Origin of the sequence: Pseudomonas sp. 15A4 (assembly GCF_016925575.1) — a bacterium.
Lineage (GTDB): Bacteria > Pseudomonadota > Gammaproteobacteria > Pseudomonadales > Pseudomonadaceae > Aquipseudomonas.
The window spans coordinates 1,004,310-1,020,112 of record NZ_CP068986.1; the positions used below are offsets into that span (position 1 = coordinate 1,004,310).

6 protein-coding genes and 1 pseudogene are annotated in these 15,803 nt (G+C 59.4%); all 7 read right to left on the reverse strand.

Annotation, left to right across the window (positions count from 1 at the left end; all coding sequences use genetic code 11):
* Positions 1 to 145: 145 nt before the first annotated feature.
* The 7 genes and pseudogenes from JN403_RS04485 to JN403_RS04515 all read right to left on the reverse strand — a co-directional run bounded on the left by JN403_RS04485 (position 146) and on the right by JN403_RS04515 (position 15,796).
* Positions 146 to 559 (reverse strand): hypothetical protein, encoded by a 414-nt coding sequence (locus tag JN403_RS04485; protein ID WP_240356813.1) that lies wholly within the window; start codon positions 557 to 559, stop codon positions 146 to 148.
* Positions 543 to 8,836: pseudogene (locus JN403_RS04490) on the reverse strand (DUF637 domain-containing protein). The gene JN403_RS04485 and the pseudogene JN403_RS04490 overlap by 17 nt, the downstream one beginning before the upstream one ends.
* Before the next feature lie 31 nt (positions 8,837 to 8,867).
* Positions 8,868 to 10,589, reverse strand: a complete 1,722-nt coding sequence (locus tag JN403_RS04495; protein WP_205485612.1) for a ShlB/FhaC/HecB family hemolysin secretion/activation protein — start codon at positions 10,587 to 10,589, stop codon at positions 8,868 to 8,870.
* Between the two features lie 504 nt (positions 10,590 to 11,093).
* Positions 11,094 to 12,929, reverse strand: coding sequence for a glutamine--fructose-6-phosphate transaminase (isomerizing) (glmS, locus tag JN403_RS04500; protein WP_205485614.1), 1,836 nt, complete (start codon positions 12,927 to 12,929; stop codon positions 11,094 to 11,096).
* A 9-nt stretch (positions 12,930 to 12,938) separates the two neighbouring features.
* A complete protein-coding gene (locus JN403_RS04505) occupies positions 12,939 to 13,706 on the reverse strand; it encodes a DeoR family transcriptional regulator (RefSeq protein WP_172610189.1) in 768 nt (255 codons plus the stop codon).
* 177 nt (positions 13,707 to 13,883) lie between these two features.
* Positions 13,884 to 15,251: a bifunctional UDP-N-acetylglucosamine diphosphorylase/glucosamine-1-phosphate N-acetyltransferase GlmU gene (gene glmU, locus JN403_RS04510; protein WP_205485616.1), complete on the reverse strand. Its 1,368-nt coding sequence runs from the start codon at positions 15,249 to 15,251 to the stop codon at positions 13,884 to 13,886.
* Positions 15,252 to 15,370: 119 nt separating this feature from the next.
* Positions 15,371 to 15,796, reverse strand: a complete 426-nt coding sequence (locus JN403_RS04515; protein ID WP_037016911.1) for a F0F1 ATP synthase subunit epsilon — start codon at positions 15,794 to 15,796, stop codon at positions 15,371 to 15,373.
* Between the last annotated feature and the right edge of the window lie 7 nt (positions 15,797 to 15,803).

Consider the following 15,803-nt stretch of genomic DNA (forward strand, 5'->3'; position numbering starts at 1 on the left):
ACATCGTCAGGGATGAGCAATCCAAAATCGCTACTACAACGAGCATTCCACTGTGTTTTTGGCAACGCCAATTCCTCATGCAACCGACCATAGTCGGTATGTCGGTAAATCCCACGGTCGAAATTTACGTAAAAGCTCGGCAATTTCATACGCAAAAATTCCATTTTCGCAAATCCATTTCTCCACCATAAGACAAGAACCGCTCTACATCCTTATAAAAACTCTTGGCACTTTCCAAGGTTAAGCCTTTGAAAAAGAAATCGCGCATCATGGTAAAACTTATCACTTCTGCTTCGGCACTATCGATGTACTGATAAAAATTATGAGCTCCTAGGACTGAGATTCCACCCCGAAAGAGCCCAAGAGCTTTATCATAATCTTCCTGTTTTAGCCGGCCTGTTTCAATATACGACAAATAATCCGGCCGGACATCGATACAGTAATTGGACTTATCATCCACAACGTAATAATGCTGCTCTTTCAAAACAAACAGGGCAATTGATTTTCGCCCTTCAAACAGCTCACTTTCTAATGAGCTAAGCTTAGCGTCCAAACTCATGAAAAAACTCCTCCTGCGTCAATACTCGTGCATTTGATGAGTGTTTCTCAAGCAAGGAATCCCATACTTTCGGGAGTTCTAGTGAAACACTTGGCTTCCCTTGATTTGGATCCACAATCTTGGGGGCGTTAGGGTTCCTTATCTGACCGGGCAAAGGTCGTTGATCAATAGCTTCGGACATAATTTTCTGGTGCAACGATTGATCAACCTCAAAAACAACTACGTTACCGTCAGGCCTTTTATTAGACAGATAATAAGCAGCATGGCTGGGGCCATTTGTACTGACACATAACTGACCACTGCATCCAGAGTCAATCGATACCGTCCCATCAGATTTCACAGTAATTCGATTTTGACTAGTCTGGAATCCTGAGCCACCTGATTCAACCCTGAAATAAGTTTCAGTTTGTGTTGACGGCGCACCGCCATTTTCCGCAACAGGCCGAGAGCTTGGTTCATTTAATGCGGTTTTGCCTTTTGGACCTTCCCCGTAAGCCTTCAACAAAAGCTTACCAGTCCCCCGCAAAATAATCGCCTCGGCCACCGACTCAGCGGCATTTCTGGCCAACGCCGTCAGCGCACTGTTGTCTGGCGTGTTGTTTGCGGGATTGAGAGAGCTGAGGACCCGCTGTCCCTCGGTTGACACATACGGCCCGGTGATAGCGCTTGCAGACTCGGCTGCGCTGGTGAACGACCATGCCGCCACGCCGCCAAGACCGGCGGGAACCGCGCAACCAAAAATAGACACACATCCCGGCAGTGTTGCAGCGGCGCCCAGTGACGAACTTCCGCCGATGAAGGTATTCACACCGGTGCTGACAAGAGCGCCGGTCCGGGTTGCCGCCTCATCATGCCGGGCGATGAAGTCGTCGGCACTGTCCATGTAGCCGTAGTCGAACTGACCTGTCGCCTTCAGTTCGGCCAGTTCACGGGTGTAGCCCGCGCCTGCTGCTTCAAGCGCCTGTAGCTCATCATAGTGTTTGTCGGTGGTAGGTACGGAAGCGCTGCAATGAGCCAGGGCACAGGCAGCCGCATCAAGTCTCACCGCTCGATCCGGATTCTCGTTGCGCGCTTTTTCAAGCTCCATCGCAGCGGGTTGATGAAGACCCTTGTTGTACTGCGTTGCGTTCTGGGCGATCCAGCTGCCCTTCTCGAGTGATTTCGCATCCGCGTCGCCTTGTGCGGCTGCTGCTACCACGCCGACGATCTGAGAACTCATGTTCAACAGATTTTGATCGCCTTTGACCAACTCGTTCAGATACCCAACCAGAGCTTCATTGACCCCGGCCGCCAGTGCGCCCGTTCTGAAATCTCCACCCGTCGCTTCTGACAGCAGGCCGCCCACCATGGCGTGAATGATGACCTTGGGCGGTGTGCCATCCGAGATTTTGCCGTAGGTGTAGTCCCCTACGGCGTTAAAGCTGGCCGCTGCCAAGGTGTTGAACAGTGCGGTTTTCAGTGCATCACTGCCGCTACCGCCTTCACCCAGCGCATTGCTTAGCAGGGTTGACGTTCCGTTTTGCAGAACCTGATTACCCGCAAACTGGCCAACGCCTTCCCATGTGGAAAGATTAGGACCCGTAATCTTTCCGGTGTTTATATCGGTATGAGTGCCGGTCAAATCATCAAAATACGCAGCGGTCAGGCCAGCGGTTACACCCGAGATGGCATACCCCTTCAGAGCATCGGACGATGTCACGTCCTTGAATACCGCTCCCAGGTCCCCACGGTTGTTGATCACACTCACAGTCGCATTAGTCGCGGCGCCTGCGGCCACAGCACCCGCTCCTGCGGTCAGGAACGCCGCTGTGTTGGCGCCCATTGTTCCGGCAGTAACCGCCGCGCCGGTAGACGCACCTACCGCCCCCATTGCCATGGGGCCTACTACCGCTGCCATGACGATGGCGATAATGATTTGCGACGCCGGCCCCAAGCCTGAGTTGCTGTATTTGAAGCTTTCGTGGATCTCCTTGACCTGCCTCCAATCCACATCACCGCGCTTCTCGGCATCCTTGATCCACGCCAACTGCGGATCGGCCTTGACCATGGTGTCGATGGTCTGGCTGACGGTTTGCTGATTGACTTGTTTAACATCGATCTTCAGCCCGTTCACGGCTTGGATCACGGTCCGGCCCTGGGCAATCAATTGGCTCTGGCGGACGGTCTCGTCGGTGTTTCCTTTACCTTTGGAGGAGACCCAGAACGCATTGTTATTGCTCTTCTCATGGCTCTCTTGATGCAGGTCCTTGACCGCCTCGAAGGTGATAGCACCAGCGCTGTCCAGCGTAATGTCCTTACCACTTTGGAGCTTGGCGAGTTGATAGGTCTGGTCGCCTCCACTCTCGAGTATCAGGTCGCCGCCGTTTTTGATTTCAGTGCCTACATTGGTAACGCGGGTTACCTCATCGCGCTGGGTCTTTTTGGAGCCCCAGCCGCTGTCTTTCTTCATATCGTAGAGGGTGTGCGTGCTGTTCTCAGCCGCCAGCAAACTCAACTTACCCCCGCTATACAGATAAGCCTCATTCCCCGCACTGATCTTGCTCGCCACTACCGTCGTATCGCGCCCGGCCTGGCTTACAAAGTCCCCGCCTGCCGTCAACACGCTCGCCACTTGGGTAGTCTGGTCATCCGAGGTCTTGATGCGTTTTTTGCCGTGTTTTTCCTTGCCCTCGACGTTGTGCATGTCGCTGACCGACGCCACATTGAAGTCGCGCCCAGCCTCAACGATCAGGTCTTTGCCGGCCGTGGCCGTGCTGCCGATGATGTTGACGTCCTGCCCGGCCTTCATGTTGAGGTTGCCGCCCGCCGTGACGCTGGCGGCGAGGTTTTTGACGTCGGTGGTGATGCTGGATTTCTCGCCGCCGTCGCGGCTCTCGTGCTTGACGCGGGTGTCGCTGGCGGCGATCAGGTTGAGGTCGCGGCCGGCGGTCAGGTTGGCGTCTTTGCCCGCGGTGAGTGCGCCTCGGTTGGTGAGGTCGCGGCCGGCGTCGATGGCGAGGTTTTCGCGGGCGACGATGGTGCTGGCGCTGGTGTCGGTTAGGGTGCGCATGCCGGCGCCGTCACGTACCTGGATCGCGGTGTTGTCGTTGGTGATGTCGCCCTTGAGGGCGGCAAGGCTGACTTGGTTGCCGCGAATTTCGCCGGCCATGGCGTTGCGGATGCTGTCCTGGGCCAGCAGGCTCAGGTTATTGCCGGCTTCCATCAGGCCGCCGGTGTAAATGCTGCCGCTGCTGACGGCGGTGAGGTTGTTGCTGGCGCGCAGGGTGCCGACGTTGATCAGGTCGCCGCCGGTGACCAGGTTGAGGTCGCGGCCCTGGATCAGGCTGTTGCCGCGTACGTTGCGTGATTCGGCCTGGGCCAGGTAGAGCACCGGCACGAGGACGGTCTGGCCGTCGACTACGCGGTTTTCCATCCACACGATGTCGTGGGTCAGGGCGCCGACTTGCTGGCTGGTGAGCGTTACGCCGAGGCTCAGGCGCAAGGCGTCTTTGCTGGCGAGGGCGTTGTCCATCAGGTAGCGGAACTGGTCGGCGTCGCTGTAGAGGCCACCGGCGAGGAAGCGTTGGCCGGTTTGCGCGAGGACGGCGTCGCGGATCAGGCGGCTCTCGTATTGGCCATCTCCCAGCCGGCGCCAGGCGTTGTCATCGGTTAACCCGAGTTTGCCGAGCATGTAGTCGGAGCTGAAGAAGCCCGCGGTGGTGGCAAATTCCGGGTTGGTTTCGATCAGGTAATGGCTGGTGGGGTCGGGGTTTTTGACGAACAGGCCGTACTCGCCCTTGGGCGTCTGGAAGTTCGGCGCGGTGGTGGGGTCGACCGGCGCGAACGGTGTGCCGGTGTAGTCCACGGGTACGAAGCCGCCGCCGGGGGCGACGCTGGCAACCGGTAACACGCTACCGGCGGCTTGGGCGCTCGGGTCGTTGGCGTGTTTGCTCAGGTTGATGTTGATGCCGCCGACGGGGATGCCGGTCTGGTCGTCGCCCAGGGTGCCGGTCAACTGCGCCAGGGTGTTGTTGTGCAGCGTGCCGTTTTGCAGGGTGCGCGCGACGTTGAGGTTGACAGTGCCGCCGGCTTGCATCGTGGCGGCGTAGCCTGGGCCACCGTTGTCGGTCCAGGTGGTGACGTCGCTTGAGTGGGCGAAAGGCCGGCTATCGGGTGAGCGGTTTTTCAGTTCCTCGAAGCGCGCCTTGTCGAAATGCCCAGCCGCCGTGGCCGCATTGAACGCTGGAACGTCGACATATTGCATGCGTTCAAACAAATCGTCGGAAACGTGACCTGGCGTGCTGACGACAATCTTGCGCTCCCCGTGCGCGTCGCGGCGCCCTGGTTCAGCAGGTCACCGACGGTGATACTCAGGTCGCCGTTGGCTGCCATCAGGCTGTAGCGGTTCTGCACATTGTCGCCTTGCACCAGCATGTTTTTGCCAGCCACCAGGCGCGCCGCTACCGAATCCTTGGTCGCCGCCTCAAGGTACGTCTCGTAGATGGTGATCTCGCCACGTTCCCAGCTGTCTTTCTCGCCGCAGTGCTGGTAACAGATCCAACTCAGGCTGCCAGTGGTCAACGTCTGCCCGAGTTCGAATTCGTCTTTGGCGTTTTCGATAAAGCCTGCATTGATGCCGATGGAGCCTTCGCTTTCCACGGTGCCAGAGCGATTGCTGAACAGCGCCGCCTTGCCGCCATCCGCCGTTGCAAAACTCAAGTCGCCCTTGCTGTAAACGTCGCCATACAGGTTGCTGAAACCATTACCGCGCAGCGTCATGTCGCCACCGCTGAACAACAGCGTGTCTGCCGCGTTGTTGATACCGTTGACGGCCGTGAGGTTAACCGCGCCTTGAGCGCCGAGGGTGCCCCGGTTATTGATCTGCGCCGCTGCGATGTCCAGCTGCTGACGCGCAGTGAGGAAACCGAGGTTGTCCAGAGTCCCGCCCAGCTTGACCTGGGTATTGACGCCTGCGAGACGCCCGCCGTTCTGGCTGAGGTTATTCGCCGCCACACTCAGTGTTTGCAGGGCCGACACCCGGCCACTGTTGGTCATGTCGCCGGTGGTAGTGATGCTCAAGTCACCGTCGCTGAGCAGTTCCCCGCCATTGTCCAGGCTGGCTACGTCGAGGATCAAACCCTTGCCGCTCGCCATGCGGTCGCCCGCCTTCAGGGTCAGGCCTTGGGTGCTTTTATAGGTGAGGACTTCGTTTAGTTGCACGCTCCCCAGGCCATCGACGGAGCCGAATGCCCAATCGGCGCTGCCCATACCGTTGATAGTGCCTTGGCTACCGGTGAGGCTGGCGGTATTGATGTGGAACGCGCCCAAGCCCGCATGCTGCAACAGACCAGAAGTGTTGTTCAGGCTGGCAGCATCGAGGTTGAAAGCCGTGCTGCCGAATTCAAGGGTGCCGTTCTGGTTGTTGAGTGCGCCGCCGAGGTTGAGGGTGCTACTGGCACCGCCCAGAGCACGCAGTTGCCCGCCGGCGCTATTGTCGAGGTTGCCGCCGGTGAAGGTCAGACCCTGGTTAGCCTCGATCAGGCCGCCGTTGTTGGTGAGCGTGTCGCGTGAAGTCAGGTTGATCAGGTTGCCGCTGATCTGGCCATCTGCGCTGTTGTCGAGGCTGGCGCCGCTGACGGTGACCTGTTCTTTGGCGAACAGCTTGCCGCCGCGATTGGCCAAGGCTTCGACGGTCAGTTGCAAGTTGCCGAGCAAGCTTGCCATCAGGCCGCCGTTGCCGTTGTCAGCCGTGTTGGCGGTGACGGTCAGGGTATCGCCCTGCACGGTGCCACCGCTGTTGTTCAGGCTGCCGGTGTCCAGCTGGGTGTGCGCGCCTCCGCTGAGGATCAGGCCTTTACGATTGGACACATCGCTGCCGCTATAGCTCAGGCCTTGATCGCCAGCCAGCAGTTGGCCGCCCTCGTTGTTCAGGTGCTGGGCGGTGATGTCCACGCGCTTGCCGCGTAAAGTGCCGCCGCTGTTATCGAGAGTAGTGAGGGCCTTGACCAGAATGCTGCGCTCACCCGCATCAAGGGTGCCGCCAGCGTTGGTCAGCAGGTCGCTGACGTTGAAGGTGATGTCGCCGCCGTCGCTGACCAGTGCACCTTTATTGCTGTTGGTAAAGGTCGGCGCAGTTACTTCGACCGACTGGCCGAGCAGGATCCCCGCACTGTTGTCGAGGCGCTCGCCGCGCAGCTGCAACAGGCCTTCGCTTTGAATACGGCCTTGGGCGTTGAGCAATTGGCCCGGTCCTTTGAGCAGCAGGCTCACCCCTTGCGCACCACCGGCCAGCAGGCCAGCGTCGCGGTTGTCTAGGCCTGAGGCGCGCACATCGAGTTGATCTCCCAACACACGCCCGGCGCGGTTGTCGATGTCACCGCCACTGGCATCGAGCAAAATCTGCTTGCCGACGATCACGCCGCTCTGGTTGTTCAGTTTCGCGGCGTGCAGCTCCACGTTGCCCTGCCCGGCTTGCAAGCGGCCCTGAGCGTTATCGAGCTGCTGGGCGGTCACCAAGGTCAACTTGCCGGTATTGGCGCTAAGTACGCCATTGGCGTTGCTGCTAACGCTGCCTGCGTTGAGATTCAGGTCGGTGCCGGCCTGGGCAAAACCCTGGCTGTTATTGAAGGCATTGGCAACGGAGAGGTTCAACGCGCCGTTATCGGCCTGGATCAGACCCTTTTGGCTGTTGTCGAGGTCGCTGGCGTTCACCGTCAGCGCACCGGCGACCAGCACGCCGTTCTGATTGTTGAGGCTGGCCGCGTTGACCGTCAGGTCGTTGGCGACGATTTGCCCGCCACTGTTGTTCACGGCAGCGCTACTGAGCACCAGGCTGCCGCCGGCCATTTCAATGCGGCCCTGGCGGTTATCCAGAGAGGCAGTGTTGAGCGTCGCGGCCTGGCCTTCACCGAAGCGAATCAAGCCGCCCAGGTTGGCAATGGCCGGTGCATTTATTGCCAGGTTTTGCTCGCCGAAGATGCGTGCGGTGGCGCCCTGATTGGTCAGGTTGCTCGTATTGACGCTGACGGTTTTGGCCTGGACGATGCTGCCCTGGTTGGTCAGCGCCTGCGCGGCGGTGATCGCCAAGGCGCGGCTGGCCAGCAGGTCGCCACTGGTGTTGACGGTTTGCGCGTTCACCACCAGGTCGCCGGTGGCGTTGCGGCTGTTGTCCGTTGCCACGCCCGCTTCGATGATGCCGGCGTTAGTCACGCTGGCCGCGTTGAGTTCAATGCGTTGGCCGGCGGCCACGCTCTTCTGGTTGACCAGGGCTTGAGCGCTGGTGACGTTCACGTTGCCGGTGGCGTAAACCTTGTCAGCCAGATTAACGCTCTGCGCCGTAACCCTGACGTTACCGGTGGCCGCCGCCTGGGCCATGCTCAGGCGCCCATTGGCGTCCAGTTGAATATCACCGCCACTGGCCGCCAGCGTGCCGTCGAGCTTCACGCCCACACCCGCTTCGGTGCCCACCAGCTTGATTGCGCCAGCATACATACCGCCCAGAGCCGACGAGTCAATCGCCAGCTCGGGCTTGGTGCTGCCGTCGTCGGCGCGGGGTGTGGCTGTCAGGCTTTGGGCGTCCACATCGTTGCGACCGGCGATCACATTCAGTTCGCGCGCATTGATCTGCGCGTTGATCTTGGCCGAGCGGGTGATGATGTCGAAGCGGTCGACGTTGCTGGCGTTCAAGCCTTCACCGTCGATGGTCACGGCGCCACCGTCAACCTGATAGCTTTTCAGTTGGCCGTTTGCGTCGAGCACCGGCTTGCCGGTGGTGAGCGTGACGTTCGGTGTGTTGATGAAGCCGCAGCCGCTGCAGGTGACGCCGTAAGGGTTGGCAACGATGACTTTGGCCGACTGCCCCGCCACTTCGGTGTAGCCGCGCAATTGGCTGGGGTTGCTGCCGGTGACTTCGTTGAGGATAACGTTGGCCGCGCCGCCCTTGAGGTTGGGGTTGCCGACGATGTAGCCGCCCAACTGGGTGTTGGCCACCGTGCCGGTGGCGTTGTTGAGGATCACGCCGTTGGCGCCGACGTTGTAGTCCTGGAACTTGTTATGGGACAGGCCGCTGCCGTTTGGCGTGGCGATGTTCACCACGGGCATGCCGTTGCCCGCCTGGCCTACGGTGGTGCCCGGCGCACTGACCACGATGCCTTCGGCTTGGGCCAGCAGCGGCTGCCAGAACAGCGCGTTGATCAGGATCAGCACCACGCCGCGCTTGGGCAGACTAAAGAACGAGTCCCGCGGCTTCAGCGCAGCAGAAGGTTGGCGGGCGAGGAAGGCAAATTGGCGAACGTCCATTGTCAGATTCTCGATGTAACGGGGCGTTGAATTACAGGAAGAAATCCATGCGGAAGTAGATCGGCGCTTCGCGCTCGGTCACCACTCCCGGTCTTTCTAAAGAATGGGCAAAGGTCACGCTGGTGCTGACGTACTTGCCCCGAGCGAATAGCTCCAGAGAATTACTGGACACGCGACCATGTACGTCGCCGTTGTAGCGGTCGTTGCTGATCACGCCCTGGTCGTAGCCGATGCTGGTGCCGTACTCGGCAAAGGCCGGGCGCATCCAATCCAGCGTTACCGGGCGTGCCCAGCGCACTTCGTTGCGCCAGTAACCGCCGCTGTCGCCGGTCAGTTGCTGGTCCTTGAGACCGCGTACCGAGGCCGAGCCACCCAGGCTAATGCGCTGCGGGCTGAAGAGAATGTCTTCACTGCGCTGACCGGTGGCCAGGCTGGAAAAGCTGAACGACTCGCCCCACAGCGTGAACGGCTGCAGATAACTGACGGTGGCGGTGTATTTGCGGTAGCGCGAATTGGCCTGTCGGTTGCCGAACTCATCGCGTTCTTCTTCAGACTGGGCATCGAGCAAGCCGATGCCATTCTGCATGCCGAGGTCAAGGTTGACGAACGCATTGCCGATGCGCCGACCGTGGTTGAGGCCGAGCTGGAGTTCGCTGAGGCGGTTACTGCTCGGCTCCGTGCGCACGTCGAGGACGTAGTTGTTGGTACGCAGATGGGCCAGGCCAACGTTCACCGAGGTCTTGCTCACGTCGTCGCGATGGATCACCCGCTCGGCGCGCAGTTGGTGGTTCTCGTTGTCGCCATTGAGCTTGAATTTGCTGCTGTCGGTCTCGCCGTAGGTGCGATAGTCGCTTTCGCTGTACGTGTAGCTGAAGTTCCACCAGCCCCACGGCACGTTGTAATACAGCATGTTGTTTTTCGAGGTTTTGTGGTGGTCGCTGACAGCGTCGTGGCCGCTGCGCAGTATCAATTGGTCGCTCAGACCCAGCGGACTGTCCCATTCCAGGCCCGCGTCCCATTGCTGTTCACCGGTGCTTTCCTGGCCGTCGTTATTGCGCGACAGGCTGGCGCGCCAAGGTTTTTGCGGGACGTTGTTGACCACCACTTCACTGCCGCCGATCTGCTGGCCCGGGGTCAGTCGCATCTGCGCCTGCCTGGAGGGCAATCGGTTGAGCTGGTCCACGAGTTGCTCGATCTCGCGCAGGTTGAGCGCCTCGCCGACCTTGCCGGGAAAGGCCATGGCCAGTTCGCGGTCCGTCACAGTGCTGCCCTCGGCGGCTTTCAACGCTTCGAGTTTGCCTTCGACCACCAGCACCTGCAGGTGACCGCTGGAGAGGTCTTGTTGCGGCAAGTAGGCACGGCTGGTGACGCGGCCCTTGTCGATGTAGTAGTCGGTGATGACCTTGAGCAGCTCATTAAGCTGCGTTACGCCCAGGCATTGGCCGATGTAGGGTTTGAGCAGACGCGTGCGGTCGGCGGCGGACAGGCTGTCGGCACCCTTGAGATCGATGTCCTGAATCGGGAAGCAGCGGTTATCGGCCGGCGTGGCCGGGGCCTCGGGCTTGGTCTGCTTGCCGGGCAAGTCCTGAAGCTCCTGCAGGCGGCGACTCTGCTCTTCGAGCAAGCGGTTCTGCCGGTCGCGGATCAGGTCCTGATCGCCGGGCGTTGGGGCGGCGGTGGCGCTGTTCAGGCTCACATACGTGAGCAGAAAAGTGCAAAGCAACAACCGAATCCGTGGCAATGAGAAGGGCATGTTCGATCCGTCGAAAAATCAAGGGGCGGCAAATTACCATCGAATCCCGTTGATCCAAAGCGTTGGATCAGGTGGGCATTCGCGCCTGAAAAATCTGCAAACCCTTGATGGGCAATAAAATAAGGCACCGAGAAAGAGTTGCAGCCTGTTACGAGACTGGTAGTCCGACGAGCGGCAAGCGTTTAGTAGCAGGTCGGCGAGGCTCGCCGAGATGCTGTTAATTAGCCATCAGCCGGTGCCCGAGATTGCTTAGTGATGAGGAATGCAGAAAAGTTCGCGCGGTCTTTGTGAAGTGGATCCCAATTATCAAATTGCCGCGCTAATTCAGAAAGTCGATAACGCCCTGAGATCTGTGCTTATCTCACCGGCAGGTTAACGCGCACTTAACTGCGCTTTAAATGGCCTAAAGCTCACCGGAGTGAGCTTTAGGCTTAACGCATCGAGGGCTTCGATTCCCCGATTCGCTGGGACAGTGGCGAGATTGGCCAACGCACTGTGGATAACTTATTCCACCGTCACAGACTTCGCCAAATTACGCGGCTGATCCACATCCGTACCCTTCAGCACTGCCACGTAATACGAAAGCAGTTGCAGCGGGATGGTGTAGAGAATCGGCGTCAGTGCATCGAGGATATGGGGCATGGAAACCACATGAGTGCCCTCCCCGTTCACCAGTCCAGCCTGTTCGTCAGCGAAGACGATCAGCTCGCCACCCCGTGCGCGCACTTCCTGCAGGTTGGATTTCAGCTTCTCCAACAGCTCGTTGTTTGGTGCGACCGTGACAACAGGCATGTCACTGTCCACCAGTGCCAACGGGCCGTGTTTCAGTTCTCCGGCCGGATAGGCTTCGGCGTGAATGTAGGAGATCTCCTTGAGCTTCAACGCCCCTTCCATCGCCACCGGGAATTGCGCGCCACGACCCAGGAACAGGGTGTGATTCTTCTCGGCGAACAGTTCGGCAATTTTCTCCACGGTCGTGTCCATGGCCAGCGCTTCACCCAGGCGGGTCGGCAGGCGGCGCAACTCTTCAACCAGTTCTGCTTCCACGCCAGCGCCCAGCGTGCCCTTGACCTGCCCCAGTGACAGCGTCAGGAGCATCAGTGCGACCAGCTGCGTGGTGAACGCCTTGGTCGACGCGACACCGATTTCCGGGCCGGCTTGAGTGAGCAGGGTCAGATCGGATTCACGCACCAGCGAACTGATGCCTACGTTGCAGATCGCCAGGCTGGCAAGGAAACCCAGTTCCTTGGCATTGCGCAGCGCGGCCAAGGTGTCGGCTGTCTCGCCGGACTGGGAGATCGAAACGAACAGCGTGTCCGGCTGGACCACGACTTTGCGATAGCGGAATTCACTGGCGACTTCGACCTGGCAGGGAATGCCGGCCAAGCCTTCGAGCCAGTAACGCGCGACCATGCCGGCGTGATAGCTGGTGCCGCAGGCGACGATCTGCACGTTGCGTACTTTGGCGAACAGCTCCGCCGCTTGCGGTCCAAATGCCTGCACCAAAACCTGCTGCTGACCGAGGCGTCCTTCCAGGGTGCGCTGCACGACTTTGGGCTGCTCGTGGATTTCCTTGAGCATGAAGTGGCGGTACTCGCCTTTGTCCGCTGCTTCTGCACCCTCGTGGTACTGAACGATCTCACGTTCGACAGGCAGGCCGGATGCGTCCCAGATCTGCACGCTGTCGCGACGGATCTCGGCAATGTCGCCCTCTTCCAGGTACATGAAGCGGTCGGTGACCTGACGCAACGCCAGTTGATCGGAGGCGAGGAAGTTTTCCCCAAGGCCCAGACCCACAACCAGCGGGCTGCCACTGCGAGCAGCAATCAGGCGATCCGGTTGGTGTGCGCTGATGACCGCAAGGCCATACGCGCCGTGCAGTTCCTTGACCGTTGCCTTCAGAGCTGCAGCCAGATCGGGCGTGTCCTGCAGTTTGTGGTGCAGCAGGTGGACGATGACCTCGGTGTCCGTGTCAGACGTGAACACGTAACCCAGACCCTTCAAGCGCTCGCGAAGCGGCTCATGGTTTTCGATGATGCCGTTGTGCACCACCGCCAGTTGCTCGCTGGAGAAATGCGGGTGGGCGTTGCGTTCCAACGGTGCACCGTGTGTGGCCCAACGAGTGTGGGCAATACCCAGGCGGCCTGTGACCGGTTCGCCGGCGAGTGCCCGCTCCAGTTCGTTCACCTTGCCGACTCGACGGCGACGCTCAAGCACGCCGGCGTTGTTGAATAACGCCACGCCGGCGCTGTCGTAGCCCCGGTATTCCAGGCGCTTGAGACCCTCCAGCAGGATGGCAGTGATATTCCGTTCAGCGACAGCGCCGACAATTCCACACATGGTCTTCTCCTAGGAAACAGCAGCGCAAATCAAGGTTACGCCGCGAGCCTGAATTTGTTCGCGTGCCTCTTGAGGCAGGCGGTCATCGGTAATGAGGGTATGGACACTGCTCCAAGGCAGCTCCAGATTGGGAATCTTGCGACCGACCTTGTCGGCCTCGACCATCACGATCACTTCCCGGGCGACTTCGGCCATCACCCGGCTGAGGCCGAGCAGTTCGTTGAATGTGGTTGTACCGCGGGTCAGATCAATGCCGTCGGCGCCGATGAACAGCTGATCGAAGTCGTAGGAACGCAGCACCTGCTCCGCTACCTGGCCCTGAAACGATTCTGAATGCGGGTCCCACGTCCCGCCCGTCATGAGCAGGACCGGTTCGTGCTCCAGTTCACCCAGCGCGTTGGCGACATGCAGGGAATTTGTCATCACCACAAGGCCCGGCTGCAAGCCCAGCTCCGGAATCATCGCAGCCGTTGTGCTGCCGCTGTCGATGATGATCCGTGCATGTTCCCGGATGCGGGCAACAGCAGCGCGGGCGATGGCCTGCTTGAACCTGGAAACGGGCTGGCCGGGCTCGCCAATCAATTCCTGGGGCATGGGGATGGCGCCGCCGTAACGACGAAGCAGCAGCCCATTGCTTTCAAGCGCAGCCAGATCCTTACGGACCGTCACTTCGGAAGTCTCAAAGCGCTTGGCCAACTCGTCCACGCTTACCTCGCCCTGCTCATTGAGCAGAGAAAGAATGTTGTGGCGGCGTTGAGGCGTATTACGTTTCGACATGACTGGTTTAAGTTTCGTTTCGAAAGTTAACGAACGCAATGAAAGCTCATCGAAAGATATACGTCAAGGGGGAAATGAGTGTCGGTGAGAAGAACAGAGGATTTTTTCGAACGGTTGCCGCTCAGAGGCCGGCATCGGCTGCCTGTTTTGCAAACAGCCGACGGCACTGTGGATAACTTAGTCTTTCTTGATTTTCACCGGTCGCTTCCATCCTTCGATGTTGCGTTGACGCGCTCGGGCGACCGCAAGCTGTTCAGCCGGTACATCCTGATTGATGGTAGAACCCGCGGCAGTGCTAGCGCCCGACGCGATATGCACAGGGGCGACCAGCGAGTTGTTCGAGCCGATGAAGACGTCTTCGCCCATCACCGTCTTGTGCTTGTTGGCACCATCGTAGTTGCAGGTAATGGTGCCAGCGCCAATGTTGGTGCGCGCGCCGATGACTGCGTCACCCAGGTAGGTCAGATGACCTGCCTTGGCGCCCTCGCCCAGATGAGCATTCTTAAGTTCAACGAAGTTACCCACATGAGCGCGAGCGTCGAGGACACTGCCCGGGCGCAGACGAGCGAAAGGCCCTGCATCCGCGCCTTCGCCCACAATCGCGCCTTCGAGGTGACTATTCGCCTTGATGACTGCGCCCTTGCGCAAGGTGCTGTCCTTGATCACGCAATTCGGCCCGATCAAGACGTCGTCTTCGATGACGACTCGCCCTTCGAGGATGACGTTGACGTCGATCATCACGTCGCGGCCAACAGTGACGTCACCACGAACGTCGAAGCGCGCCGGGTCGCGCAGCGTGACGCCCAATGCCATGAGTCGGCGTGCTTCGCGCTGCTGGTAATGACGCTCGAGTTCGGCAAGTTGTTTACGGTCATTGGCGCCCTGCACTTCCATGGCATCGTCGGGCTGTGCGGTGGCGACCTCCAAGCCATCGTTTACAGCCATGGCAATCACGTCAGTGAGGTAATACTCACCCTGGGCGTTTTCATTGGAGAGACGACCCAGCCAGTCGGCGAGGCGCTTGCCCGGTACCGCGAGGATTCCGGTGTTACCTTCGTTGATAGTCTTCTGCGCTTCGGTTGCATCCTTGTGCTCGACGATAGCGCTGACGCGATGCTGCGCGTCACGGACGATGCGGCCATAACCGGTCGGGTCTTCCAGCGTGACCGTCAGCAGACCCAACTGCTGATCATTTACCAGCGCAAGGAGGCGGTGCAGGGTCTCTACCTGTATGAGCGGGACGTCGCCATAAAGAATGAGCACCGTCCCAGCCTTCAGCGCGGGCAACGCTTGAGCGACGGCGTGGCCAGTGCCCAATTGTTTCTCTTGAAGCACGAAATTCAGATCATCGCCCGCCAGTTGCTCTCGGACCCGCTCTGCGCCATGGCCGATGACGACGTGAATGCCTTCGGGAGAAAGCTGGCGTGCGCTGTGGATAACATGGCCAAGCATCGAGTTACCGGCTACAGGATGCAACACCTTGGGCAGAGCGGAACGCATGCGAGTGCCCTGACCCGCGGCGAGAATGACGATATCGAGAGACATGAAAGGATTCCAGACGAGCAGCCACATTAGCCGGGCTGATGATTCAGGCGATAAAGCCGAAAAAGAAAAAGGGTAGCCGAGGCTACCCTTTTACTCAATCGCGCAACGAGTCGCCGGGGTTAGCCGCCGAACTTCTTGCGAATTTGCTGAACGGTGCGCAGCTGAGCTGCGGCCTCCGCCAGACGTGCAGCAGCAGATCCGTAATCGAAATCTGCGCCTTTTTCATTCAGAGCACGCTCGGCAGCCTTTACGGCTTCCTGAGCTGAGGCTTCGTCCAGATCGGCAGCGCGTTGCACGGTATCGGCAAGCACTTTGACCATGTTCGGTTGAACCTCAAGGAAACCACCGGAGATGTAAAACACCTCGGCTTCGCCACCCTGCTTGATCAGGCGGATCGGACCTGGCTTCAAATCGGTGATCAACGGTGCGTGACCTGGAGCAATACCGATATCACCCAGGTTACCGTGTGCAATCACCATCTCGACCAGACCGGAGAAAATCTCTCCTTCCGCGCTGACGATATCGCAATGGACTGTCATAGCCATTTGCCTG

Excerpts from the sequence above, each read along its gene's own strand:
- JN403_RS04485 (WP_240356813.1), bottom strand. The coding sequence starts at position 559 with ATGAGTTTGGACGCTAAGCTTAGCTCATTAGAAAGTGAGCTGTTTGAA.
- JN403_RS04495 (WP_205485612.1), bottom strand. The coding sequence starts at position 10,589 with ATGCCCTTCTCATTGCCACGGATTCGGTTGTTGCTTTGCACTTTTCTG.
- glmS (WP_205485614.1), bottom strand. The coding sequence starts at position 12,929 with ATGTGTGGAATTGTCGGCGCTGTCGCTGAACGGAATATCACTGCCATC.
- JN403_RS04505 (WP_172610189.1), bottom strand. The coding sequence starts at position 13,706 with ATGTCGAAACGTAATACGCCTCAACGCCGCCACAACATTCTTTCTCTG.
- glmU (WP_205485616.1), bottom strand. The coding sequence starts at position 15,251 with ATGTCTCTCGATATCGTCATTCTCGCCGCGGGTCAGGGCACTCGCATG.
- JN403_RS04515 (WP_037016911.1), bottom strand. The coding sequence starts at position 15,796 with ATGGCTATGACAGTCCATTGCGATATCGTCAGCGCGGAAGGAGAGATT.